We start from the raw sequence: 25,974 nt of genomic DNA, 5'->3' as shown, positions 1-25,974 counted from the left end.
TGCGATTGCCGCGGGGACGGTGTTTTTCTTGTCTATGGACCATGGACATTCTGATTAAGAGTCAGAATGTCTTTTTATTTGTAACATAATAATGAGATGTGGTATACTTATGCACAAAGTAAATCTGTGGTTATCGGGAAAGGGTAAACGGTAATTGTGTGGGGAAAACATATGAGAAAATTGGGTGAAGATCAGAAAATAGATTTTGTCATTGCCTGGGTAGATGGGAATGATCCGGAGTGGCGGAGAGAGAAGAGCGACAGGATCAGCGGCATTAGTGGATTCGATCGCGTAGATGACAGAGAAGAGCGTTACAGAGACTGGGATAATCTGCATTACTGGTTTCGTGGTGTTGAGAAATTTGCACCATGGGTGAGGAAAATCCATCTGGTCACCTGGGGACATATTCCACACTGGCTGAATATAGAACATCCCAAACTGAATATTGTCCGGCATGAGGAGTTTATCCCAGAGAAATTTTGCCCTACATTTAATTCCCATACGATTGAGTGGAACCTGCACAGAATTCCGGATCTGTCAGAGAATTTTGTTTATTTTAATGATGATATGTTTTTGCTGAAATCCATTGCAGCAGAGGATTTTTTCCGCAATGGCAGACCAGTAGATATGCTGGCGCTTCAGCCTGATGTGGCGAATGTTAATGATCAGGTCATGCCCTACATATATCTGAACAATGCCATGCTGCTGGCGAAATATTTCGATAAACGTGATAATATAAAGAAGCATCCCGGGGCATATTTTCATATAGGGTATCCGCCCATGTATTTCTTCTATAATATGCTGGAACTGGCTTTTCCCCGGTTTACCGGATTTTATACAGTACATGGTCCGTCACCGTTGGTGAAAAGCACCTGTCAGAAACTGTGGGAACTGGAATCGGAGCTGCTTACGCAGGTATGTAGCCATCCATTTCGGCATAAAGAAGATGTAAACCAGTATGTGCTGAGAGAATACCAGAAGCTCAGCGGGGAATTCGTTCCGAAGAATGTACAGAAACTATGCGGATACTACGATGTAGAAGAAAATAATGACAGACTGGTACAGACGATCACCGGGCAGAAAAAGAAAATGATCTGCATCAATGACAGTAATCATGAGATTGATTTCGAGAAGGCGAAGCAGGAAATTATAAGTGCACTGGAAAAAATCCTTCCAGAACGATCTCTGTTCGAGAAAAAACTATAAATTAAGAAGGGCAAAAACATGAATATTCTGTTGGCTGGCGGCTCCTGTAGCCTGATGGACAGCATGATCCTGAAACTGAGAAAAGAAGGACACAGGGTTTTTCTGCTGACCGGAGATAAATACAGACATAATAAATATGAACGGGTATTTGAGAAATACGATTTCGCCTATGACTGTGAGAATTTGAATGATATTCTGGAAAGCGTCAATGCAGATGTAACGATCCTCATGGGTGCATTTGACACGAATTACCGGTGGAACGGGGAAGAAAGAGAAATTGTGCACTTTATTTCCCACCTGGTCAATATTTTGGTGGCTTATTCAGTGGTTAATAAAGGAAGACTGATCTTCCTTTCTTCCGATGAGATCTATAATGGAAATTACACAGATGATATTACAGAGGATGAGCCATTTTCCGGAATCGGGGTCCGGGCAGATGCATTATCACAGGCAGAGGAAATCTGTGAGAATTTCAGGATGAACCGTGGGCTGGATATTGTAACACTGCGTCTGGACCACCTGTACAGCATTCCGAAAGAAAAAAAGGATGTAAACAATATCTGTGCCCGGATGTGCCTGGACTGTCTGCGGGACGGTCATATCAAGGCGAAAACAGAGCATGTATTTTCCTTACTTTATGAGAAAGATGCGGTAGAATATATTTATCAGCTTGTAAAAAAAACGAAACATGAACGTAGCAGGTACAATCTTTCGTCTAATGATGTGATCAGTGAGCTCAAACTTGCGGCCATGGTTCAGGAAGCAATGGGAATAGAATCCAATATTGCAGCATTTTCGGACAGCAATGGAAGATGTGTTCTGTCAGGCCGGTATTTCGAGCAGGAATACGGGGTTCACGCATTCGGAAATCTGGAGAAAAATATAAAAGATATGGCTTCTTATATGAAGAAGCACGCGGATGTTTTTCTCAATGAGGATGAATTGAAACTTCCCTGGTGGAGAGTTCTGATCGAGAAATGGAAATGGCTGATCAAGGTACTTTTTCCATTTTTCGAAAATATGGTCTGCTTCATCCCGTTCTTTATGATGAATAACCGAACAGTAGGAAGCGAATATTTCGCAAATCTGGATCCTTTTCTTCTGTATGTGCTGCTTTTTGCCATTGTATATGGGCAGCAGCAGGCTACTTTTTCCGCCATACTGGCAGTAGCCGGATATATGTTCCGGCAGATGTATACACGAAGCGGCTTCGAGGTGCTTGTGGATTATAACACCTATGTGTGGATTGCCCAGCTGTTTATCCTGGGACTGGTTGTAGGATATATGCGTGACCAGATCCGGACCATGCGTCTGGAGAGCCAGGAACTGGAAGAGCATTTGAACAGGCAGATCGTGGATATACGGGATATCAACGAGAGCAACGTTCGTGTAAAAGAGATTATGGAGCAGCAGCTGATCGATCATAAAGACAGTATCGGTAAGATCTACAGTATTACAGCAGGGCTGGAACAGCGTATGCCCGATGAAGTTATTTTCTATGCAGTAGAAATGCTGGAGAAACTGATGCAGACGAAAGATGTAGCTCTTTATAATGTGGTCAACAGAGATTATGCCCGTATTTTTTCCGCAAGTTCCCATAAGGCCAGAAGTCTGGGGAATTCCATCCGTTATAAAGAGATGGCGGAGATTTATGATGCATTAAGCGAACAGAAAGTATATATCAACAAAAATATGGACGAACGCTATCCGCTGATGGCCAGAGGCATTTACGAAGGCGGACAGGTTCAGATGATCATCATGCTCTGGGGATTAAAATGGGAAAAAATGACTCTGGGACAGGCCAATTTCCTCACGGTTGTCAGCTATCTGATCCAGAATGCGGTACTTCGTGCACAGAGATACATGCAGGCTCTGGAAGAACAGCGTTACAGCGGACATTCCAGGATCCTGGAACCGGAAGCTTTTGAGTCACTGGTACAGGCGTATATGAATGCAGAGCTGAAGAATCTGGTGGAGTGTGTATTGATAAAAGTGGATGTTGGGAAAGAAAGATATCGTGAGATCGATGAACACATGTCGCGGCAGATGAGAGACAGCGACTATCTGGGAATGATGCCGGATGGAAAACTGTATATTCTGCTGACCAACACTACCAGAGAAAGTGCAGCGATCGTTCAGGAGCGATTCGAGAAAAACGGATATAAAACAGAGTGTATGGAGAAGATGGCAGTATGTCGCAAAGAATGAAACTATTTATCTTTCTTCTGATCATAAATTTAATCATAGTTCTCATCTATCTTATCTGGAACCACATCCGGAGAAAAGAAAGGCTTGGAAGTGTGTGGATGAAGGCAGTCATGATGCTGCTCTGCCCGGTGGTAGGTCCAATGTTCGTGCTACTGTCGTTTCTGCTGTTTAAGCTGTTTTCTTCTCAGGGCATGGATCTTTCCGACGTTGTATTTAACAAAGACCGCACGGAGAATTTCCTGCGGCCGGATGAAGATATGGAGAGAAACATGGTTTCTCTGGAGGAAGCACTGGAGGTTACAGATAAGAAAAGTCTTCGTACTCTGATGCTGAATGTCATTAGGGGAGACTACCAGAATTCTCTGGCCTCCATCAACCTGGCACTGAACAGCGAAGACTCAGAGACAGCCCATTATGCTGCGTCCATTCTTCAGGATGTACTGAACGATTTCCGAAGTAAAGTACAGGAGAAATATCTCTTATGCCAGGAGGAAAACGAGGAGCAGGTAGAAAACTGTGTGAAACTTGTAGAATATATGAACCCCATCCTGGAACAGCAGGTACTTACAGGCCTGGAACAGCGTTCCATGACACAGAAAATGCAGGAAGTACTTGAAAAAGCCTGGACTCTTGATAAGATAAAGATCAGCAGCACAGTTTACGAAAAAGTATGCCAGCGCCTGCTGGAAATAAAAGACTATGAGAAATGTACCCTGTGGTGCGACAGAGCCATGGAACAATACCCCAGAGTCCTGTCCAGCTACACCTGCCAGCTGAAACTCTATTTCTCCTGCGGAAACAAGGAGAAATTTTTCCAGGTTATGCAGGAATTAAGAAAGCTGGATATTACGATTGATAATGAGACACTTGAATTGATCAGGACGTTTATGTAGTAATCCTGGATAGCAGCACAGAGGAGAAGAATTAGACTAATGGTTTCCAGAAGAAAATTTTTCAGTATTGCGATTATGATGTTTGTGTTACTGTTTCTGTTCCAGTTTTCCATGGTGATCAGAGACTGGCAGAATACTTATGATATAAATTCCAATCTTACAGCAAAACAGAATGATGGAAAAAATGTCTGGAGAAATAAAGAAGTTGATTTAAAATCTGTTACAGAGGAAAACAGAAATTATGCTCTTTTTGTGGGAAATACATTGTCCGATATGGCTGAAGCTGTAAGTAGATGGTGTGTTTATGCGAAATGGGATATAGCAAAGATAAATTCGCTGGATGGATTTAAAGAGAATGATAAATCACTTCCAAGAATGATGATACTGGAATCTGAAAAGTATGCACTTGGAGATAATTTAAAAAAGATAGAAAAGCTGGCACAGGAAGGTGTGATCATTGTATTTGGATGTCTGGAAGATGTAGAAGACATTCAGGCAGATGATGAATTGCGGGATTTTCTGGGAATTAGCAGGGTTGTTTCTAAAGAGACAGAACTAATAGGAGTACGGTTGTTTGAAGGTCTTCTTCTGGGGGGCGAAGTAACTTATGAAACGCCCGAAGATAAAGAGGAAAAGGATCGCCAGGATCTGCAGCTTAATGTGCCATGGTATCAGGTAGGCAGTGGTACCAAGACATATATGGTGGGTGTCCTGGACATAGAAAAAATAAATGGGCATATAGTAAACGAAGAGCTTCCTACACTTATCTGGAGAAATGGAATCCAAAATGGAAGTGTATTTTGTGTGGTGGGAGATTATATGAAAGACAGTACGGCACTTGGCCTTCTGGATGGCATGGTGACAGAGGCTTCCCAGTATTATATTTATCCGGTAGTAAATGCCCAGAATCTTTCCATGATCAATTTTCCTGTTTTTGCAAATGAGAATAATGAACAGATGATGGAATTGTACAGTCAGTCCATAACCGGAATGGTCAGAGATATCATGTGGCCTTCTCTTGTGTCTATTGTAGAAAAAAGTGGTCTGAAAATGACCTGTTTTATGCAGCCGCAGACTGATTATGAAGATGGCGTGGAGCCGGACAGTAAAGATCTGGTATTCTATCTGAAACAGATGAAAGAACAGAATGCGGAAGCTGGTCTCTCTCTTCAGTATAAAAATGCAGGTTCGTTGAATGATAAACTGAATCAGGATGCCGAATTTTTCCGAAAAGCCAACAGCAGTTACAAATATGGGGCAGCTTTTACAGAAGAAGAGGATCTTGATACAGTGAAGAGACTGATAAATACAGAATTAATGAAGAATGTAAGCACTCTGGTATGCGAATATACAGAGGATGAACCGGTAATTTCCTATTGTACAGATTCTGTAACTTTACAGTCGGTTACAAGTGATGGAATGAATTATACCTACAGTGGCGATATTCGTATGAGAAGTATTCAAAGTTCATTGGGATATACCAATGTGATGCTGAATATGCAGGATATTTTCTGGCCGAAACGAAAAAAAGACAGATGGCAGACTATGCAGAGACGTTTTTCCAGCAATCTTCTTACTTACTGGAAGAAATTTAAGGACTTTGACAGTACAACACTTTCAGAAAGCAACACCAGAACAAGAACATTTCTGAATCTGGATTTTTCAGAGTCCAGAACAGATGACGAGATTACTGTAAAAACAACTGAAACTGGAAGCTGGTTTATCTTAAGAACTCATGGTGAAGAGATCAAAGATATCGAGGGTGGTACGCAGAAAAAACTGGAAGACGACGCTTACCTCATTCAGGCACAGGATGTAACTGTGAAGATCCAGTTAGAAACAGCTGGACTTCATTACAGCAAATAAGAGAGGACACAGATGAAAGTTTGCATTGTGGCAGAAGGATGTTATCCATATGTAGTCGGAGGGGTCTCCGGATGGATCAATAGTTTGATAAAATCATTTCCAAATGTGGAATTTATATTGCTGGCTATTGTAGCCAATCGTTCTTTCCGGGGAAAATTCGTTTATGAACTTCCGGAAAATCTTACACAGGTTTATGAGGTATATCTGGAAGACAGTGAGTGGGAAGGCGGAAACAGAAAGAGAAAATCAAGAAAAAAAGTTCACCTCTCTCATAAGGAATATGATGAACTTCTGAATATGGTACTAAACCGGAAAACAGACTGGGGAATAATCTTTGATCTGTTTCATAAAAAGCGCCTTTCTGTGGATGATCTTCTTATGGGAGAAGATTTTTTCAGGATTGCCACGGAATGTTACAACAGGAATTATTCCAATATTAATTTCTCAGACTTCCTCTGGACATTGAGATCTATTTATCTCCCCATGTTCTGGACATTGCGGATGGATGTACCGAAAGCAGATTTGTATCATTGTGTAGCTACCGGTTATTCTGGAATCTTAGGAAGCATGGCCAAACATTTTCATGGAAGTTCCCTTCTGATATCTGAACATGGTATTTATACGAGAGAACGGGAGGAAGAACTGATCAAGGCAGCCTGGGTAAAAGGTATCTACAAAAATATCTGGATCGAACAGTTTAAAAAAATGTCCCTTCTTGCTTATGATAAAGCGGATACTGTTACATGTCTGTATGACCATGCTAGAGAACTGCAGATTGAACTGGGCTGTCCGGAAGAAAAGATCAAAGTAACGCCAAATGGCATCAATACAGAAGCTCTGGCGAATCTTCCGGTAAAAAGTGAGGAAGAGCAGAAGTTTATTAATGCGGGAGCAGTTCTCCGTGTTACTCCTATTAAAGATGTTAAAACCATGATACAGGCATTTGACTTTGCAAAAAAAAGAGTAAAGAATCTGAAACTCTGGATCATGGGACCAGTAGATGAGGATGAAAAATATGCTCAGGAATGTTATGATCTGGTAGAATCCCTGGGAACAAAAGATGTAGAGTTTACAGGAAGGGTCAATATAAAAGATTATCTGGGGAAAATGGATTTTACACTGCTTACCAGTATCAGTGAAGGGCAGCCGTTAACAATTCTGGAAAGCTATGCAGCGCATAAACCAGTTATTGCAACAGATGTAGGAAACTGCAGAGAACTGATTTATGGCAATGATGATGGATTTGGAGAAGCGGGTATCCTGACACATATTATGAATATTGAAGAAATTGCCCATGCAATGGTGACAATGTCGATACAGGAAGAAGACAGACTGCGTATGGGAGAGGCCGGTTATAAACGTGTAAATGCATTTTACCGGATCGAGCAGATGAAGGCAGTGTATCAGGATATATATAAGGAATTTGCCGAAAAACAGGGGATTGCGTGGACAGAAGAACCTTTTAGTATCAGTAAGTAATTACAGGATGGAGAGAGTATATGGCCGGAATAGGTGTAAAACTGACAAACATATATAAAAAAAATACCCTGACAACGGATATCATAGGAATGGGCTACAGTACTGTTGTTACCATTGCACCAATGCTGGTAGTAATTGGTGCGCTTGTGCTTATGGAATACTTTTTGGATTTTTCTTCTGTAGACTACGTTACAAGGGAACTGTTTTCCTGTACAGTGCTGTATATATTCATTTTTTCGTTACTTACGGCATCGCCGTTTAACTCGGTATTGTCTAAATATATGTCAGACGTAATTTATGAAGAAACATATGAGGATATTCTGCCTTGCTACTATGTGGGAATGCTTCTTAATATTCTTCTCAGTTCTGTTCTGGGAATTGTATTCTGTGTCCACGAAGTTCTTGTGGGAAAAGTGGATATCATATATGTTTTTACCGGTTATTGTGGATATATCGCTCTTGTTCTGGTGTTTTATTCCATGTTGTATCTGTCCATATGCAAAGATTATAAAAAAATCTCGCTTTTCTTTGGGATAGGTATGACAGTTACTTTTATTTTGTCTCTTGTCCTTGTGAAAATCTGCCACTGGAGCATTACATACGGAATGCTGTTTTCATTAACAGTAGGCTTTTGGCTGACTGCCTGTCTGGAAATGTCTGTAGTGCGAAGTTACTTTAAAGAAAACAGTGGAAAATATAAACAGGTTCTGGAATATTTCAGAGAATACTGGCCATTGGTTGTCACCAATTTTCTGTATACTCTTGGACTTTATATCCATAATTTTGTTTTCTGGACAACAGATCTTCACATGATCGTAGTAAAATCTTTTGTATGTGTAACAACATATGATATGGCAACCTGCCTTGCTATGTTTACAAATATTTCTGCAAGTGTTATCTTTATCAGCAGAGTAGAGATGTATTTTCACGACAGGTATAAAGCGTACTCAGAAGCAGTAATTGGTGGCAGAGGAGCAGATATAGCAATTACGAAAAAAAGAATGTTCCGTACTCTTTCAGAAGAGCTAATGAGTCTTGCCAGAGTCCAGTTTATTATTACACTTGTGATTTTTCTGGTCTGCATGATCTTTCTTCCACAGTTTGGTTTCGGAGGAATGACCATGAGGATTTATCCGTGTCTGGCAGCTGGATATTTCATTTTGTTTTTGATGTATGCAGAGATTATTTTTCTGTATTATTTCAATGATATGAAGGGCTGTGTACTGACAGGACTGGCGTTTTGTCTTATTACAATGGTTGGAAGTATCATATCTACACACTTTACGGAAATATGGTATGGCGCAGGCCTCGTTGCAGGAAGTTTTGCAGGTTGGACTGTTGCCTACATGCGGCTTCAGTGGATGGAAAAACATCTGGATGTTCATATATTCTGCAACGGACATTTATTAAAAAAGAAAAAAGGGGACTGCCCATCGCCGAAAGTATTTGACAGATATGAGCAGTAGGAAAGGAACGGAAGAATGGCTTCGGGAGATATACTTAGATTATTTGTGATCGTGGCAGGGGCATATATGCTTGTAAAAGCAGTACTGTCACTTGCAAAAAGAAAAATGACAGAGCCTTTTTGCCTTGCATGGGCGTTATTATCTACGTTGATGATTTTTTCGGGTGTGCTTTTAAATCCATCTCAGCTGGATCGATACATCAGCACAAGAGGACTTGTTCTGATAATTATCGTTGTATCAGGAATTTTATGGGGATTGTGGTTTATAAGTACGCAGGTATCCATTCTGAAAAGAAGGAATCAGGAAATGGCTATGCAGATCTCACTTTTAAATAATGACTGTGAGAAAATTCTCAAAGAGCTGGAGAAACTGAAGAAAGAAAAATGAAAAAAGTATTGTTTGTGATAAATACTCTTGGGGGTGCCGGTGCGGAGAAAGCACTTCTGGAGCTTCTGAAAAGGTTTTCGCCGGAACAGTATCAGGTTGATCTTTATGTTCTGCTGGAGCAGGGCGAGCTGATCAGTCAGGTGCCGGAATATGTAAATGTTCTGAACAGGGACTATACAGCAGAATCGGTTCTTACAAGAGAAGGAAAAAAGAAACTAAACAGGAAAGTTTTTCGGCGTTTGTTTATTCGCGGAGCTTTGTTCAGGAATATTCCTTATTTGATAAAAAATGCTGTAATTATGCTGAAACACAGAAAAATTTATGCAGATAAGCTTCTGTGGAGAGTCATGTCGGACAGTGGATTAAAACTGAATAAAGATTATGATATGGCAGTAGCTTATCTGGAAGGTGGTTCCACATATTTTGTTCATAATCATATAAAGGCAAAGGAGAAATTCGCATTTCTTCATATAGACTATGAATATGCAGGATACACCAGAATGCTGGATAAAGACTGTTATCTGGATTTTGACAGGATTTTTACGGTATCGGGGGAAGTAAAAGAAGGGTTTGTCAGGGTGTATCCGGAATGTGCAGACAGAACGTTTATTTTTCATAATCTTATTGATCGAAAAGAGATTTACAGAAAGGCAGAACTTCCCGGTGGATTTGAAGATAATTACAGTGGGAAAAGAATTCTGACGGTAGGAAGGCTGACAGCTCAGAAGGCCTATGAAATATCAATTGATGCAATGAAGATTCTGAAAGACCAGGGGGTAAATCTGCGTTGGTATGTACTTGGCGAGGGAGAACTCAGACACCGGCTTCAGCAAAAGATAGACAGTCTTGGTCTTACAGAAGATTTTATTCTGCTGGGAGCCAAAGAAAACCCTTATCCTTATTATAAGCAATGTGATCTGTATGTTCATGCTACGCAGTATGAAGGAAAAAGTATTGCAGTACAGGAAGCACAGATTCTTGGATGTGCGATCCTGGTATCAGACTGCAGTGGAAACCGGGAGCAGGTAAACGATGGAATAGATGGAGCATTATGTCAGTTATCAGCGGAAGATATCAGCAGAAATATAAAAGTACTTCTGGCAGATGAGAAAAAATGTATGCAGTACAGAAAAAATGCTTCTAAGAAAATATCTGATGAACAGAGAGATATTCTGGAATTGTTTAGAATCGCATAAAAAGAGAAAGAATGACAGCCATGGAAAATAAAAAAGAAGTTTTGATTGTTATTCCGGCATACAATGAAGAGAAAACGATTATTTCAGTACTGGAAAAACTGGAGCAGCCGGAGATAGCACAGATAGCGGATGTACTGGTTATGAATGATGCATCCTCAGATGCTACGAATTATGTGACAAAAAAGAGAAATCATGATGTTGTAACTCATGTATTTAATCTTGGATATGGAAGCGGTCTGCAGCTTGGTTATAAATATGCAGTACGAAAAGATTATCTTTATGTGATACAGATGGATGCAGACGGTCAGCACGATGTATGTAATATTCCGAAGATATATCAGGCATTGAAGACACCGGATGAGAACGGAATGTTTCCTGATATTGTACTGGGATCAAGATTTATAGAGGGGAGTTCAGAGTTCCCTGTTATCATGGCAAAAAAGATTGCTTTTGCCTGGTTTCGTATAATATTACGTTTGGGAACTGGAAGAAGAATTTCGGATCCAACGACTGGTCTGCAGGGGCTTAGCTGGAGAACTTTTCTTTTTTATTCTAAATATGACAATTTTGATGACAAATATCCAGATGCAAATATGCTGATGCAAATGCTGCTTCTGGGATTCCGGGTCAGAGAAATTCCGGCGGTGATGCATATGAGAACAGAGGGAGTCAGTATGCATTCTGGATTGAAGCCGATACTTTATATGTTCAGGATGACATTTTCTATTCTGGCAGTATGGATTCGGGAAAAAATCCTTAAAGTAGATGAAGGTAAGATACATGATCTGGAAAAATATGAAAAATAGAAATGGCTGGGATTTTCGTCAGGAAGAATTGACAGAGAGTCTTGATGAATTGGAAAATCCCGCCAGAGGATGGTATGGAATCTATACATTTTCTGTTGAACGAAGTATAGACCAGGAAGAGCTGAGATGGAGTCTGAGACAGGGGGAGTCGCTGGCGCTTGTGCTGCTTGATATTCGTGCATATCGCAGTATACGGTTGGATGAGGTTGCTGCTCAAAATATCAAAGACATTCTCAGCTTTTTTTTGCAGTACAGAAAAGATGTGATTCTTCGACCTGTATATGACCGGGAAGGAAACGGAAGGATCTGTGAACCGGATACATTTGAAATAGTCCTGGAACATTTGAAACAGATTTGTGAGATATTGGCAGATATAGAACATTCGGTAATCATTTTCCAGGGAATGCTGGTGGGAAGCTGGGGAGAGATGCATGATTCCAGATATTTATCATCGAAACATATGGGTGAAATGTGGGAATGTATGCAGAAATATTCAGGAGAAGACCTGTACATGGCAGTGCGTACGCCGTCACAGTGGAGAACTTTGAAAAGTGAAGATGAATTTTTGCAGAAAAAATATGCTCATCTGTCCTTATTTGACGATGGAATACTGGGTTCACTGACACATCTGGGAACATTTGGGACTATGATAAAAGAAGCAGCAGGATGGAGCTGTCCATGGACGAGAAAGGAAGAACTGGATTTTATAGACCAGCTTACAGAGAATGTATTCTGTGGAGGGGAAGTAACATCCTGCACAGAGGAAGAGAAGGAGAAACTTTGTGATGAGGATTTCATTGTCAACGAATTGAAAAAAATGCATCTTACTTATCTGGACAGTACTTATGATATGAAAGTTCTGAACCAGTGGAAAAAAATGCAATATGAAGGTTCTGAAATCTGGCAGGGACATAGTCTTTATGATTATATAGGCAGTCATTTGGGGTATCGGCTGACAGTAAAATGTGTGAAGATGAAAATCACGTGGTTTGGAAAAGCAGAATTTATTATAGAAATTGAAAATACCGGATTTGGAAGACTTTTTCAGGAAGCAGAACTGTTTTTGACGATTGAGAATGAAAAGATCCGGAAAGAGATCCCGGTTTCCATAGATTTGCGGGAAATATTTCCGGGAACGACTGTCCAGGGAAAGGCAGTGACGGAACCTGTTTCGGGCAAAGTGTTTCTGAGAGCGCAAAGAAAAAAAGACGGGCAGAATATCCGCTTTGCCAATAAAAACAGTGCAGAAAACTTCTGCATTGGAGCTCTTTAAAAATGTCTATACATACAATTGTGAATTGACTATAATGTATTATAATCAAAAAAGAAAGGGTAAGTGAAGAGTGAAACAGAAATCCAGGACAGAATACTCAGTTATGAATACGACGGTGGCCTTCATTGCCCAGGTAACAGCAATCTTTATGGGATTTTGTACAAGAGTTGTCTTTACCAGAACACTTAGTGAAGGCTATGTGGGAATCAATGGTCTGTTTACAGATATATTAAATATTTTATCTTTGTCAGAACTCGGTGTGGGAACTGCAATCACCTATGCCCTATACGGTCCTATTGCCAGAAATGATATAAAAAAACAGCAGATACTGATGCGCATGTTCCGAACTTTTTACAGAATAACGGCAGGAGTTGTTCTTACTGTTGGATTGTGTCTGATTCCGTTTCTCAATATTCTGATGAAAGACCGGCCGGATGTGGATCATCTTATTGTGATTTATATTCTGTATCTGACAAATTCAGTTGTGTCCTATTTGCTTATTTATAAGAAAATCCTGGTGGATGCTCATCAGATGAATTATATTACGGTGATGTACCATAATGCATTTCTTGTGCTGCAGGATATCTGCCAGATTTTTGTACTGCTTCTGACAGGAAATTTTGTTTTGTTTCTGGTTATTGCTGTTGTATGTACTATAAGCGGAAACATCTGTATGTCCAGGAAAGCGGACAGACTTTTTCCCTATCTGAGGGAGCCGTGTAAAGACAGACTTCCACAGAATGAACGCCACGCTATATTCCAAAATGTAAAAGCAATGCTGATGCACAAGATAGGAAATGTAGTTGTGAATAATACGGATAATCTTCTGATATCCAGTTTTGTAGGAGTTGTGACAGCAGGTATTTATTCCAATTATTTTCTGATTATAGGGTCTGTTCGTCAGGTATTTGACCAGGCTATGCTTGGTGTTGCGGCGAGTGTGGGAAATCTTGGAGTGACAGAGGATAAGAATAAAGTTGGGCAGATTTTTGACAGGTTGTTTTTTATCGACTACTGGATGTTCGGGTTTGCTGGAATCTGCCTGCTGGAACTTTTGAATCCTTTTGTGGAACTTGCCTTTGGAAAAAAATACTTGTTTAAAAAAGAAATTGTGTTGATTCTCTGTATCAATTTTTTTATTAATGGAATGAGAAGGGCAGTGCTGATATTTAAAGAATCTATGGGGCTGTTCTGGTATGACCGGTATAAAGCAGTTGCTGAAGCAGTGCTGAATCTTGTAATTTCTATTTTGCTGGTAACACATTTCGGGGTAGCTGGTGTTTTTATAGGAACATTCTGCAGTACAGTGCTTACTTCCGTGTGGGTGGAACCTTATGTGATCTATAAATACAGGATTGAGAAACCTGTGACCGGATTTTTTGTGAAGTATGCAGGATATCTGGGAGTGATGGCCGCAGTGTGGGGAATTACGGAATATTGCTGCAGATTTATTTCAGGACAGGCTTTTTTTGTACTGGTATTAAGACTGATGATCTGTCTGATTCTGCCTAATGTTCTGCTGTGGGTTGTTTACAGAAAAACTGTGGAATGGAGAGAACTATGGAACTTGCTGAGAAGAATAACAAAAAGAGTTTTTGCAGAAAAAAAATTTCTGTAATCATACCAGTTTATAATGCCGAAAAATATCTCAGGAAAACGCTGGACAGCATCATAAAACAAAGTTATGAAAACTGGGAGATCATCCTAGCAGAAAACGGGTCAAATGATAAAAGTCCTGATATTATCTGTGAATATGAAGAAAAATATCCCGGGATTCATATGGTCAAAGGTCCGGGGAAAGGTCCCGGACCTGCTAGAAATGTAGCATTGGAAGCTGCACAGGGAGAATATGTTATATTTGTGGATGCGGATGATTATATTCCGGATAAGGATGTTTTTTATAAATATATTAGTATTGCAGAGAACATAAATGCAGATATTGTTGTCAGTAATTATGCAAGATTGTGGAATGGAAAATTACTTTCGGCTGAGGAAACACAGGCCTTTGCATTATCAAGTCCATTGTCCGAGGAATTTCGCTTTCAGGGATTCTTTTCTGTGGGTACATTATCTTATGTATGGGGGAAATTATATCGAAGAGCTTTTCTGGAAGAGAATCAGATTACTTTTACAGACATTGCTTATGCAGAAGATAAACTGTTCAATATGCAATGCTATGTATGTGATGCCAGATATGTATTCCTTCAGGAACTGGGGTATGTTTACCGAAGAAATGAGGAGTCGGTTTCCTGGAAATATCATCCGAATTCAGCTGACAGCTGGCTGAAAATTGCTTATACAATAAAAGGATGGATCAAAGAAAAGAATAAAGATATGGATATATATAAAGGCCTGGTGCAGTATACACTTTTTTTTGCTCCTTTTTTTGATGGAAAGATGGAATATATACAACATAAAAATTCTTTGCGTGCTGTAAGAAAAGTGTTAAAAATTTATGGACAGGATCCTCTTGGAAAAGAAAGTTTTCTGGAACTTTCGCAGGCCAGAAGAATGTCTGAGCTGAAACAGCCTTTGTGGAAATTTATTATCAGAGGATTTGCATCAGGCATGAAACATCAATGGTATATTCTTTTATCAGTGGGGATCAAGCTGCTGATTGATCTGAGAGTAGATGAAAGGCTGTCAGACACAGGACTTCGTGAATAGGGCAGGCAGATATATTAAGAAAGGTAAAGGAGGCTGCCACTTAGAATATGGGATATTGGATTAGTCAGTTTGTACAGGTTCTTATTGGTTACATTTTTTTAATGTATTTATGGCCGTCTGTTGTTTTCAGAAAAAAGCTATATGGGAAGAGTTTGACCTTTCGTTTTGCATTTTGTACTACGGTTTCAATTTTGCTGGTCAATACAATGGTGCTGGCACTTGGGCTGCTTCATATATTAAAGGCAGGGGTTGTTTTTGTTATATTTTATGGAATATTTGCTATTTCTGTTTTAAAAAAGAAAGAATTACGAACCGGTTTTCTTGCACAGATCCGGACTTTTTTTTCAGGTACATTAGGATGGAAGACATTGTTGCTACGCCTGATTGATACGGTAAAAAATATTGGGACAGTTTCTCTGAAATGGCTGAACAGAAAGACAAAAGGCAAAAAAATAGAGTATAGTGTTCTGGCAGTTCTGATAATATTTGGAGTTATTTATTTTTCCTATGGGGCATTTCAGTGCCATTCCTATGGATGGGGAGACATGTATGTTCATCATGCGTGGATCTATGGACTGAAAGAGGGAAATATCTTCTCAGAAGGGGTTTACCCGGAGGCAATGCACTGTTTTGTTTATTGTATGAATGTTATGTTTGGAATACCGGTATACAGTTGTCTGTTATTTCTGGGAGAAATTCATGCAAGTGCTTTTCTGGTTGCAGTTTACTGTCTGTTCAGGGAAGTAATGAAATCTAAATATACGGTTTATTTCATTCTGGCTGCATTTTTGACTGTAGATGTTGTGTGTGTCGATGAAATTTATGGCATATCCAGACTGCAGTATACGATACCACAGGAATTTGGATTGTATACACAGTTTCTGTGTGTCATGTATCTGATAAGATTTATGAGGAAAAAACAGGACTCAAAAGAGAAAAGAGATGATTTGTTTCTGTTTATGATGTCACTGGCGGCGTCTCTTGCAATTCATTTTTATGTTACGATCATGGCGTTTTTCCTGTGTGGTTCCTTTGCTGTTTTTGGAATTACAAAGATTTTCCAGAAAAAGAATTTTGGCAGACTGCTGGCTGCTGTTATTGCAGGAGTTATTATTTCCACAATGCCGATGGTTCTGGCCTTTGTGTCGGGAACACCTCTTCAGGGTTCTCTGAACTGGGGAATGAATATCATAAATGGTACAGACACAAAAGAAGGAAGAACACAGGTAGCGCAGAGTATTACTGATGAAAGCAATATGGAAGAGGCAGCTCAGAATCTTATAGACAACAATGGCGAAACGCAGCAGAATCAGTTGCAGATGTCTTCTGACGGAGACGCAGCAGGGCAGAATGGAAATGCTGTACAGGTACAGAAAAAAGTGTCTCTGCAGGAACGGTTAAAGAAAATTATTGATGACGTAAAACTTGTATATAAGTATGGATATGCGCAGCTTTATGGCAGCTCACGGGCTGTCTGGCTTTTAAGATTTACGTTAATTGCGCTGGTTCTTGGCGTTTTAAATACAATAGTTTCTTTTATCCGATTTCGAAAAGTACCGTTTGAAATGTATTGGGGAATAACGTTTGCTTCTGTTGTTTTTATGGTTTTATATGCGGCACCTTTTCTGGGATTGCCGGAGATCATTGCAGGCGCCCGTTTGTGTCTGACAGAGCAGGTGTTGTTGCTGGCAATGATGGCGATACCTGTTGATCAGCTGCTTTTTTTGCTGGGAAAAACAAAAGCAGGAAGTCTGGCTCCATATGTAAGTGTTTTAGGGGTAGCTGCCATTTATGCAGGAACAAATTATTTTGGCGTCTTTCATGGTTATCTGTATTATGAACTGACGCGTTATAATTCAGCGGTAGAACTTACCAATAGTATTATTGATGAATATCCACAGTATATGTATACAATTATATCCACGACAGAGGAAATGTATCAGGCCATAGAATCCGGAAGACATGAAGAACTGCTGGATTTTTATTACAAATCAAAACAGGAACAGTATTACATTCCTACAGAATATCTCTTTTTCTATGTGGAAAAGGAGCCGATTTATTATGCGCAGTATCATTTTTTCTCAGGACCAAGCTGGCTGGCACAGTCAAAGTATACAAAATATTATGAGTATTCAAATGCTGTTTTAAGCCAGGGAGATGATATTAAAAATGAAAAAATTTCAGAGAAACTGGTTGGCGAACCACTTGCAGTAATAGGGAAAGCTTCCGATGCATATTCCAATATCAAAAACCGACAGATTATTGAATCAGAAATAAATGATTGGTGTATGAATTTTAAATCATGTTTTCCAAATGAAATGAAAACTTATTATGAAGATGAGAACTTTGTGTGTTATGTAATAAAGCAGAATCCGGATCGTCTGTATGATTTAAGTAATTAAAGGTGTGACAGGAGATATTATGGGCAAGGCAAAATATTGGAAAGGTCTGACGGCAGCCGGAATCGTGCTGGCTGTTGTCCTTGTAGTAATAGTTGGTATAAGTGTGTTTCCGGAGAAAAATATAAAAGAATATGAAGAAACAGAAGAAGTATTTGGCAATCCGCTTATGGGTTATGCACCATGTGCATGGAATGAGACAGTAAGCGAGGATGTGTCTTTGCTGTATATGGATATTACTTGGGCAGAACTGGAACCGAAAGAAGGTGAATACAACTGGGAAAGTATTGAAAAAGAGAATCAGCTCAGTCGATGGAAAAAAGAAGGAAAACATATAATCCTGAGATTTGTATGTGATGTGCCGGGAAAAGAAAAACATATGGATATTCCGGAGTGGCTGTATGAAAAGACCGGTCATACAGGAACCTGGTATGATGTGGAATTTGGTAAGGGTTTTGCTCCGGATTATAACAATGAACAGATGATTTATTATCATGCTCAGGCTGTAAAAACTCTGGGTGAACATCTGGGAGGAGATGGATTGATCAGCTATATTGAGCTGGGCAGCCTTGGACACTGGGGAGAGTGGCATGTAAATTACAGTGCAGGAATTCAGCGGTTGCCAAAAGAGGATGTAAGGGAACAGTATGTAGCACCATGGGTAGAGGCTTTTCCGGATGCAATGCTGCTGATGAGAAGATCTTTTTCTCATGCTTCCAAATATGGAACAGGGCTTTATAATGATATGACTGGTGATCCGGGTGAAACAGAATCCTGGCTTAAAGAAATTCAAAATGGTGGAGATCTTAGTCAGACAGATGAAAAAAATGCTGTTGTGTCAATGTCAGATTTCTGGAAGACAGCACCTGTCGGGGGCGAATTTACCAGTTCACTTTCTATGGAGGAAATGCTGGATACGGATATATCACGGACAGTGGAACTGATCAGAGAATCTCATACTACATTTCTGGGACCTAATATTGCAGATAAAAAATATCAGCAGGGTTACGAAAGTGTATTGAAAAATATGGGTTATCGTCTGAGAATTTCTCAGGCTGCTCTTTCTCATGGATTTACAGGAACAAAATTAAGCCTGGGTTGGGTAAATGATGGTTCAGCACCTTTTTATAAGGATTGGTCAGTATGGGTTTATGTAACAGACAAAGAAGGAAATACAGTTGAAAAGAAGCAGATTGATATTCAGCTGTCATCAGTCCTTCCCGGAGAAACTATAGCAACAGAAACCTGGCTGGATACCAAAAAACTGGAAGAACTTGCAGGGAAAAAATATAATCTGAGTATAGGAATTGAAGATCCTATGACTGGAAAAACAAACCTTCATATGGCAATGAAGTGCAGCTATAAAAATGGCAGAAACTTCCTGTGGTGATCTTTATGTAATGTGAAAAACAGTGCCTCCCCATCTCAGGAGTCACTGTTTTCGAAAATTTTGACCAGTTTTGTCTTCTGGTTGCTTTTTTTAAAGTCATGAAGGGTCTGACGGAGAGTGGTATTCCGGACCGTGTAGGTGTTGCGGATAAAACAGAGGAAAGTAATGATCCAGAGGGCGGGCCACAGGAGCGGGAAGCGTCTGGCTCTGGGGAAGCGTACCTTCATCTGGACGTGTCCTTCTTTGAAATAAGTGAAGAAGTTGATTTTCTGGTATGAACTGCTTCCGATGAGTGATTGGGAAATGTCTGTTCCCATATCTCCATCTTTCAGAATCTGTGTTATGAAATCCTGGCAGTCATCTGGGGAATAATGTGTATTGGCATCTATGGAGTCAGGAAGTCCCAGATATTTTCGACAGCATTCCAGAATGATTTCGTAAAGGTGGCTGATCCGTGATTCTCTGCACCATTCGTGGATTCGGTGGAAATCAATTTCGTTTTCGTGGCATTTCAGATAAAAAGTGAAATCACAGAGAAGCCGGATGCCGAATCCGCTGTACAGATAATGTTTCAGCATATGATGGATCATATAAAAGACATATTCTGTAGGAGGAAACACGGTATAAGCGTATCCGTGGATAGTCTGAGTGGATTTCTTCAGGTTAGTCGGTGAGTAGATGGAATCTACAAGTTGATTGGCACGGTTGTACTGATATTGTCCGACAACGCGGTAATGAAGTTCCAGCAAAAAATGGCGGCCTGTCTTTGGAAAAGTATAACGATAAACCAGATGGTGATCATTAAGCTCTTCTTCAGGTACATACCCGCTGCTTTCCAGAACTGCCTGTGCGTTTGAAAGATCAGCAGGATCAGCCAGATATAGATCGAGATCTCCAAGCTTACGATATTCCGGGACTGGGTAACAGGCAGCCAGACTCAGACCTTTCAGAAGATAGCAGTCAATATTGTGATCCCGCAAGAGAGATACGGTAAGCCGGGTGAAATGTTCGATCTGATAGTAGTTCAGCATCATGTTCTTTACCTGGGATTTCAGGAAAGGATAATTGGATACAGATTTGAGATATGGCAGTATATATGGAACTGTACAATGATTCTGGGCCAGCTCTGCCAGAGTCGGAAGATCAGCTGGATTTACAGATTCGGTTCTGTGGGAATCCGTGCATGCATTTTTTACTATCTTCAGATAGGTTTCGTATATTCGTTCCATAATGATCTCCTGAAAGTGTATAAGTTTGTTACTGGTACTGTGTGGACAGTGCCATGAAATAATAGTAAGTATACCATGAATATGTTTAGAAATAAAGGAAAAGGGAAATGAAAAAAACAGAAGGATATATTGTGAAGAGACTGGAAGATGAATATCTTGTGCTCCCTACAGGGAAAAGGACAGAAGAAGTGAATGAAGTGATCTCGCTGAGTGAAACAGCGGGGTTTATCTATCTGCATGCGGAAGAGGCAGAGAATATTGATGAGCTGGCACAGATAGTAGGAAAGGAATATGGCATAGACTCATCTGAGGTTTATGAGGATGTAAAAAGTGTGGTGAAAACTCTGCAGGATAAAAGAATTCTTTTGTAAAAAAGACGTTTATTTCTGGTGGATCCTGCGGAAAAAAGCTGTTAATCTGAAACAGAAAGGACGGAGCGGGAGCATTCCCAGCCATAATGAAGAAAGAAAACGGTAAACAGGATTTTTTACAGAGATTTCTTTGCCATTATGGATAAAAGCGATGAGTCTTCCTCTGAGCTGATCCGGGCGGAGAGGTCCTTCGACTTCGAATTGATTGTCACCTACCATATAGAAGCCGTCAGATGTTACCCGGCAGATGCGGTGAAGCACAAGGATTCCCTGATCCCGTCTGTAGAGGACAACATCATTTCTGCGACAGTCTGTGCTGTCAGCCTGCTGGATCAGTGCCTCATCCCGTCCTGGGATAAAAAGGGGATACATGCTGTAGCCCTGTGGTCTGATGCGGATAATATTTCCATCACGAAGCAATTGCTCCAGGTCGATTTTGTCTGAGTTCGGAGTTGTTGGGTTCATAGAAATCCTCTTTCCTGATAAATAGTATGTATAAAAAAGCGATTATTGCAGATTTGCAGATACAATAGAAGTAGATGTTTTTTAGTTCAGGTAAATACCTGGACAGGCGTATTATAGCATTCCTGTTGTAAAAGAACAATATGAATTCTGTGGATACAGAGGTTTGCTGGCAGGATGGGATAATGACAGTAATGAAAGAAAAAACGGGGAAGTTTTCCGTAAGAATGCTTGACTTTCAGGGGTCAGATGGATATGATAAAGAAAAGATGAAACAAATAAAATGCTAGATTTTGAAGATATAAGAGGATAATTGAACATGAGAATATATAAAAAACCAGTAGTAACTGTTGACGCAGGAATGGCAGAGGGTGTTTACGCAGCAAGTGGTGCTTCTAAGGGAACTCTGAATGTAACATATTTGGGTGTATGGGACAGATGGGAATCCAATGGAGGCAAGGGTCTGGCACAGGCGGACTGGTCGGATATTGATGGAACTATCACGCTGACTATTAACTTTAATGACACAGTAGATGAGATCGAGACAGATGATGCTTCTGTACAGAAGTCCTGGTCAGGTCGGACTGCTACACTGACATTCGCAAGTACAGCAAGTAATCCGCTGACAATTGGAATTCATCTGAATCATGGAACAAGTATTGATAGTCTGCAGATGACTGGATTCAGTTATTCTGTGAGTTAAGCAGTGAGATAAGGAAAGGGGATAAACATGAAAGTGTATGAGAAACCGGTTGTTTCTGTTGATGCAGGGATGACGGAAGGTGTGTATGCGGCGAGTGGAGCTGGTGGAATTAAGACTGGCAATAAAACAATTGCTGCTGATTGGGGTGGAAGTGGTCAGGCAAAATTTGATCTGGATTTAAGCAATGTTAATCTATCACAGTTAACAGTTGTATTGACATTTAATATGGATATTAGTAGTTGCTGGGGTAGTGGCGCAGGAGTAATTTGCTCTGGTAAAACAGCAACGTTGACATGGCACAGTGCACCGACATCAGCTGAGATTACTGTACAGGCAAATGGCGATATTAAAAATCTGCAAATTACAGGTAGCTCATATTCCAATAATTTCCAATAATTAATGAAAGCACTTTCGAATAGGATTAAAAATATATAGGGGGCAGTTATTATGAAACAGTATTCTAAACCAGTAGTTTCCATAGACAATGGATTAGCAGAAGGCGTATACGCTGCAAGTGGAGCTGGATGTTATGAAGCAAGTGCATCCATCCAGCAGACACCACAGACAGGCAGAGGAGATTACAGAATTCAGGTAAATGGTCATCATAATGCAGACCATACCAAAGAATCACAGGTATTAACAATTTCCTTCAACCAGAACGTTACATACGTATCCGGTGGAGCAGGACTGAGTTCAGGAGATGGAACTCCGACACTGACAATCAGACTGAGTTATCATCAGAATCCAACTGATAATATCGGTTTCGGCGATCTGGTCGTAACATCTGACGCAGGTCTGTCAATTACCGGTGTAAGTATTTCAGACTAATGAGAGAATCCCCTCAGAATTCAATTCACATTCTGAGGGGATTTTTATACATATAGATAACAGATCATCCGGATCTTTAAATTAAAATTCTTTAGCCATTGCTGTTATCTCAGCTTCATTCAGTACCTCACATTTCTTATCCCGTATCGCATAAACCCTGGTACAGATATTTAAAACCGTAGGCCTGTGTGTAGTCACAATACAGGTTCTGGGATAGGTATCCTGCATAATATTTCGCAGTACTTTTCTTTCCGTAGCCACATCCAGCGCAGAAGTAGCTTCATCCAGCAGCAGAATTGGAGATTTGCGCAGCAGTGCTCTGGCAATGGAGAGACGCTGTGCCTGACCTTCTGAGAATCCGCCGCCCCGTTCTTTGATCGTGCTCTGGATTCCATCTGGCAGTTTTTCCACGAAATCCCATGCACAGGCAAGTCTGAGTGCTTCGATGATCTCTTCATCTGTAGCGTCTGGTTTTACATTTCGCATATTTTCCGCAATGGTTCCTGAGAACATGGTATTTCCCTGTGGCACATAGGAGAATAATTTTCTGGTAGAAGGTGACATCTCGATGGTGTGTTCATGATTTTCCCCAGCGCATACATGGGAAGAACCGGTCTGCGGCGCCAGAAGGGAAAGGATCAGGCGCAGCATGGTTGTTTTGCCCTCGCCGGAAGGCCCTACCAGAGCCACGATTTCATGGGGATAGGCTTCCATAGATGCATGGGCGAAAACAGAAGTACCGTTATGATAGGTATAGGTGAGATCCTGCATGTTCACACCGATACCTTCTGTTTTATACTGCTTTTCGAAGCGGCGCACAACAGAATCCTGACTGTAGTCTTCCTGAGGCATTTCCACGATATCCATCAGTCTTCCGGCTGAGATAGTCAGTGAAATCGCAGATGGAACCAGACTGACCAGTGAATTAACTGAACTTGTAAGTGTACCGGACAGAGACAGAAACATGGTCATGGTTCCGTAGCTGATGGCATTGCTCCATACACGGTAAATTCCCCATCCGTAGCAGCTGTAGGATACGACAAATCCGATAATGGACATGAGAACAGAGGTCAGAATGGACATTTTCTGGAAATCCAGTCTCATGTTAATATAATCTGTCTGAAGAGATTTCAGTTTATCAATATAAAAATGAATCAGGTCAAAAGCCTTGATCGTCTGGATATTGGAGAAAGCCTCCTGATTAAATCCATAAAGTTTTGCATTCATAGCCGCACTTCTTTGATTGTTATCACGCATTCGTTTCAGAAGCGGCTTCGAAAGCAGAGCACTGAAGGGGATTCCAAGCAGTGCAAAAAGTGCAAAAGTAGGGTCATAATAAAGCACGATTGCCAGTGCACTGATAAAACGAAAAGTATAAATGATCAGGTTGGGGATCCAGTTCAGGATTCCGCTTGAAATGTTGGAGGCATCGGAACTCCAGCGTGTCACCAGATCTCCGGTGTGGTAATCGGTCAGGGATTCCCAGTCAGTGATCAGCATTTTGGCAAAGATGTCGTTCTTGATTTCGGAGTCAACCTTCAGGTTAATGAAAGTAGAGGCATATCCGGATGCCTGCGAAACCAGAATGTTTGCGACAGAGAAGCCGATCATTGCGGCAAAGGTACTTACAAGTTTCCCGGTCTGGTGTCCGGTAATAATATCCACCAGATCTCTGGAAATCAGACTGGAAACCAGAGAGACACCTGTTCCGACCAGACCAAGCAGTGTATACAGGATCATGGCTTTCCAGTAACGTCTGCCGTACTGATAGATCCATAATGTCTGTTTCCACATTTTTTTCAGGGTTCCCTGTTTCAGGTGTTTCCAGATCAGGAGTATTTTTTCTTTCATTGCAGCTCCTCCAGTTGATCAATGGCATTTTTCATCACGCAGGCGGCAGAAGCATTCTTTGTACAGAGAAGATGTAGTACCGGCACGCGGTCAGCGATTTCCCCGGCAAAGAAAAGATTTTCTGAAAGCTGGCGTTCAGTCCATGCAGGGGAGATCATGCGCTGCATGACACGGAGGACTTTTTCCGAAGGATTTAACTCTTCCAGATAATCTGTCTGCAGGTCGCGCCCAAGGAGGACAATTCCTCCGAGTTCATATGCTTCGGCAGTAAAAATCCCGGAAGTTCCGCACCAGGGGATGCCATAGACGATGATATGATCCTCCTTTAATCCAAGAAGATTCAGGTCTCCGTTTAAATACGGTGTGTCAAAAAGCTCATGCCACAGAGAGGTGTGTGTGGATTTTCCCATTCCGGAATGACCGGAAAACAGCCATGCTTTTCCCTGATAGAGAACAGAAGCTGAGTGGATTGCAAACAGTCTGTTTCTTTGTGCTGTGAAAAGGAAAAACAGCCGTATGGCGTGAAATAAATTTTCTATATTTGTTTCAGAAACCTGTGGGTGGCAGTAAATCCGTACATAAGTACCATCTTTCAGCATATGAGCTTCGTAAAGATTCTGCATCTGTGGGAAAAGGACAACATAACGGTCGGGATTTTCAAAAACAGTCATTTCAGAATTCTGCAGAAGAACCTGTCCGTAACAACGACTGGGTGGAGGCGTAGTGACCAGTTCGATTTCCTGTGAGGTATCATCATCCGAAAATTCATGATAAAAAGGTTTGAAATTTGGGGAAATCAGTTCTGCAGAACCGTATAGTTTTATGAAGATTCCTGCGATTATCATAGAGACAGAAGGGATTGATGAAATCAGGTGGAGATCTTCTGTGATCATTCCCATGGCTGTAAGCTGTGTAAGAAAATCTGTCACATCTTTCAGAAGTTCAGGAAGATAAGCCTCATCCAGATGATAAGTCCTGGCAAGTATTTCTGCCAGTTGATGCGGTTCGGCACCTTCATGATGCTGAAGTACATTCCACAGGAAAGTACTGGTCTCATTCAGCACAAAGCCTTTTTTCAGATCGGCAATCTGCTGACCATAAGGTAAGAGATAACTGATACCTTTGATTTTTCGAAGTGTATATCCGGGCTGACATTTGAACATGATAAAAAAGATTCCTTTCTTTTTCAAAGCCAATTCTTGTAAACTTATATATGTGTTGTGATGTCTGTGACTATAGCAAATTATAACACTGAGGAGGGAAGAAATACAAGCTATTGCCAATTGATGTACAA

The 25,974-nt window shown here is 40.7% G+C and carries 22 protein-coding genes; 18 read left to right on the top strand and 4 right to left on the bottom strand.

All coding sequences use genetic code 11. The features are described 5' to 3' along the window. Window positions 1–171 precede the first annotated feature (171 nt). The 14 genes from R8695_RS16265 to R8695_RS16200 all read left to right on the top strand — a co-directional run bounded on the left by R8695_RS16265 (window position 172) and on the right by R8695_RS16200 (window position 19,236). Window positions 172–1,206, top strand: a complete 1,035-nt coding sequence (locus R8695_RS16265) for a stealth family protein (RefSeq protein ID WP_154779414.1) — start codon at window positions 172–174, stop codon at window positions 1,204–1,206. 18 nt (window positions 1,207–1,224) lie between these two features. Next, complete coding sequence (locus R8695_RS16260) at window positions 1,225–3,414, top strand: NAD-dependent epimerase/dehydratase family protein (RefSeq protein ID WP_154779415.1); 2,190 nt, start codon at window positions 1,225–1,227, stop codon at window positions 3,412–3,414. 98 nt (window positions 3,415–3,512) lie between these two features. Then, window positions 3,513–4,307: a hypothetical protein gene (locus R8695_RS16255; RefSeq protein WP_243139416.1), complete on the top strand. Its 795-nt coding sequence runs from the start codon at window positions 3,513–3,515 to the stop codon at window positions 4,305–4,307. A 39-nt stretch (window positions 4,308–4,346) separates the two neighbouring features. Then, complete coding sequence (locus tag R8695_RS16250) at window positions 4,347–6,173, top strand: DUF2194 domain-containing protein (protein WP_154779416.1); 1,827 nt, start codon at window positions 4,347–4,349, stop codon at window positions 6,171–6,173. Between the two features lie 12 nt (window positions 6,174–6,185). Further along, window positions 6,186–7,652, top strand: coding sequence for a GT4 family glycosyltransferase PelF (pelF, locus tag R8695_RS16245; protein WP_154779417.1), 1,467 nt, complete (start codon window positions 6,186–6,188; stop codon window positions 7,650–7,652). Between the two features lie 20 nt (window positions 7,653–7,672). Further along, on the top strand, window positions 7,673–9,118 hold the full coding sequence (pelG, locus tag R8695_RS16240; protein WP_154779418.1) for an exopolysaccharide Pel transporter PelG: 1,446 nt from the start codon (window positions 7,673–7,675) through the stop codon (window positions 9,116–9,118). A 15-nt stretch (window positions 9,119–9,133) separates the two neighbouring features. Next, the gene (locus R8695_RS16235) at window positions 9,134–9,505 is read left to right on the top strand and encodes a hypothetical protein (protein WP_154779419.1); all 372 of its coding nucleotides are present in this window, start codon (window positions 9,134–9,136) and stop codon (window positions 9,503–9,505) included. Continuing rightward, window positions 9,502–10,701, top strand: coding sequence for a glycosyltransferase (locus R8695_RS16230; protein WP_154779420.1), 1,200 nt, complete (start codon window positions 9,502–9,504; stop codon window positions 10,699–10,701). Before R8695_RS16235 ends, R8695_RS16230 begins: the two co-directional genes overlap by 4 nt. Window positions 10,702–10,721: 20 nt before the next feature. Continuing rightward, window positions 10,722–11,507, top strand: a complete 786-nt coding sequence (locus tag R8695_RS16225) for a glycosyltransferase family 2 protein (protein WP_154779421.1) — start codon at window positions 10,722–10,724, stop codon at window positions 11,505–11,507. Beyond that, complete coding sequence (locus R8695_RS16220) at window positions 11,482–12,780, top strand: DUF4832 domain-containing protein (protein ID WP_243139417.1); 1,299 nt, start codon at window positions 11,482–11,484, stop codon at window positions 12,778–12,780. Before R8695_RS16225 ends, R8695_RS16220 begins: the two co-directional genes overlap by 26 nt. Window positions 12,781–12,883: 103 nt before the next feature. Then, window positions 12,884–14,398: a lipopolysaccharide biosynthesis protein gene (locus tag R8695_RS16215; RefSeq protein ID WP_154779423.1), complete on the top strand. Its 1,515-nt coding sequence runs from the start codon at window positions 12,884–12,886 to the stop codon at window positions 14,396–14,398. Next, on the top strand, window positions 14,341–15,447 hold the full coding sequence (locus R8695_RS16210; protein WP_154779424.1) for a glycosyltransferase family 2 protein: 1,107 nt from the start codon (window positions 14,341–14,343) through the stop codon (window positions 15,445–15,447). Before R8695_RS16215 ends, R8695_RS16210 begins: the two co-directional genes overlap by 58 nt. A 47-nt stretch (window positions 15,448–15,494) precedes the next feature. Then, complete coding sequence (locus R8695_RS16205) at window positions 15,495–17,849, top strand: hypothetical protein (protein WP_154779425.1); 2,355 nt, start codon at window positions 15,495–15,497, stop codon at window positions 17,847–17,849. Between the two features lie 19 nt (window positions 17,850–17,868). Next, window positions 17,869–19,236, top strand: coding sequence for a DUF4832 domain-containing protein (locus R8695_RS16200; protein WP_154779426.1), 1,368 nt, complete (start codon window positions 17,869–17,871; stop codon window positions 19,234–19,236). 35 nt (window positions 19,237–19,271) lie between these two features. Here R8695_RS16200 and R8695_RS16195 read toward each other — a convergent pair whose 3' ends face one another. Further along, window positions 19,272–20,465: a nucleotidyltransferase family protein gene (locus tag R8695_RS16195; protein WP_243139418.1), complete on the bottom strand. Its 1,194-nt coding sequence runs from the start codon at window positions 20,463–20,465 to the stop codon at window positions 19,272–19,274. Between the two features lie 107 nt (window positions 20,466–20,572). Here R8695_RS16195 and R8695_RS16190 point away from each other — a divergent pair, with 107 nt between their 5' ends. Next, a complete protein-coding gene (locus R8695_RS16190; RefSeq protein WP_118510386.1) occupies window positions 20,573–20,836 on the top strand; it encodes a PqqD family protein in 264 nt (87 codons plus the stop codon). A gap of 9 nt (window positions 20,837–20,845) precedes the next feature. On the opposite strand, the gene R8695_RS16185 is transcribed toward R8695_RS16190, so the two are convergent. Further along, window positions 20,846–21,301, bottom strand: coding sequence for a S24/S26 family peptidase (locus R8695_RS16185; protein WP_154779427.1), 456 nt, complete (start codon window positions 21,299–21,301; stop codon window positions 20,846–20,848). 316 nt (window positions 21,302–21,617) lie between these two features. Between R8695_RS16185 and R8695_RS16180 the strand changes: the two genes are divergently transcribed. From R8695_RS16180 to R8695_RS16170, 3 genes are read left to right on the top strand one after another with little or no spacing between them, the layout of a single operon-like run. Further along, window positions 21,618–22,001: a hypothetical protein gene (locus R8695_RS16180; RefSeq protein ID WP_154779428.1), complete on the top strand. Its 384-nt coding sequence runs from the start codon at window positions 21,618–21,620 to the stop codon at window positions 21,999–22,001. A 27-nt stretch (window positions 22,002–22,028) separates the two neighbouring features. After that, a complete protein-coding gene (locus tag R8695_RS16175; protein WP_154779429.1) occupies window positions 22,029–22,397 on the top strand; it encodes a hypothetical protein in 369 nt (122 codons plus the stop codon). A 51-nt stretch (window positions 22,398–22,448) separates the two neighbouring features. Continuing rightward, window positions 22,449–22,829 carry a hypothetical protein gene (locus tag R8695_RS16170; RefSeq protein WP_154779430.1) on the top strand — a complete coding sequence of 127 codons (381 nt, stop codon included), beginning with the start codon at window positions 22,449–22,451 and terminating at the stop codon, window positions 22,827–22,829. An 81-nt stretch (window positions 22,830–22,910) separates the two neighbouring features. Here the strand turns inward: R8695_RS16170 and R8695_RS16165 are convergent, their stop codons facing one another. Further along, on the bottom strand, window positions 22,911–24,680 hold the full coding sequence (locus R8695_RS16165; RefSeq protein WP_154779431.1) for a peptidase domain-containing ABC transporter: 1,770 nt from the start codon (window positions 24,678–24,680) through the stop codon (window positions 22,911–22,913). Continuing rightward, entirely contained in the window at window positions 24,677–25,870 is a 1,194-nt protein-coding gene (locus tag R8695_RS16160; RefSeq protein ID WP_317676190.1) for a PqqD family protein, read from the bottom strand. The genes R8695_RS16165 and R8695_RS16160 overlap by 4 nt, the downstream gene beginning before the upstream one ends. Window positions 25,871–25,974 lie beyond the last annotated feature (104 nt).

Source organism: Blautia luti, from assembly GCF_033096465.1.
GTDB classification, from domain to species: Bacteria; Bacillota; Clostridia; order Lachnospirales; family Lachnospiraceae; genus Blautia_A; species Blautia_A luti.
This window is presented reverse-complemented; position numbering and strand designations above follow the sequence as displayed.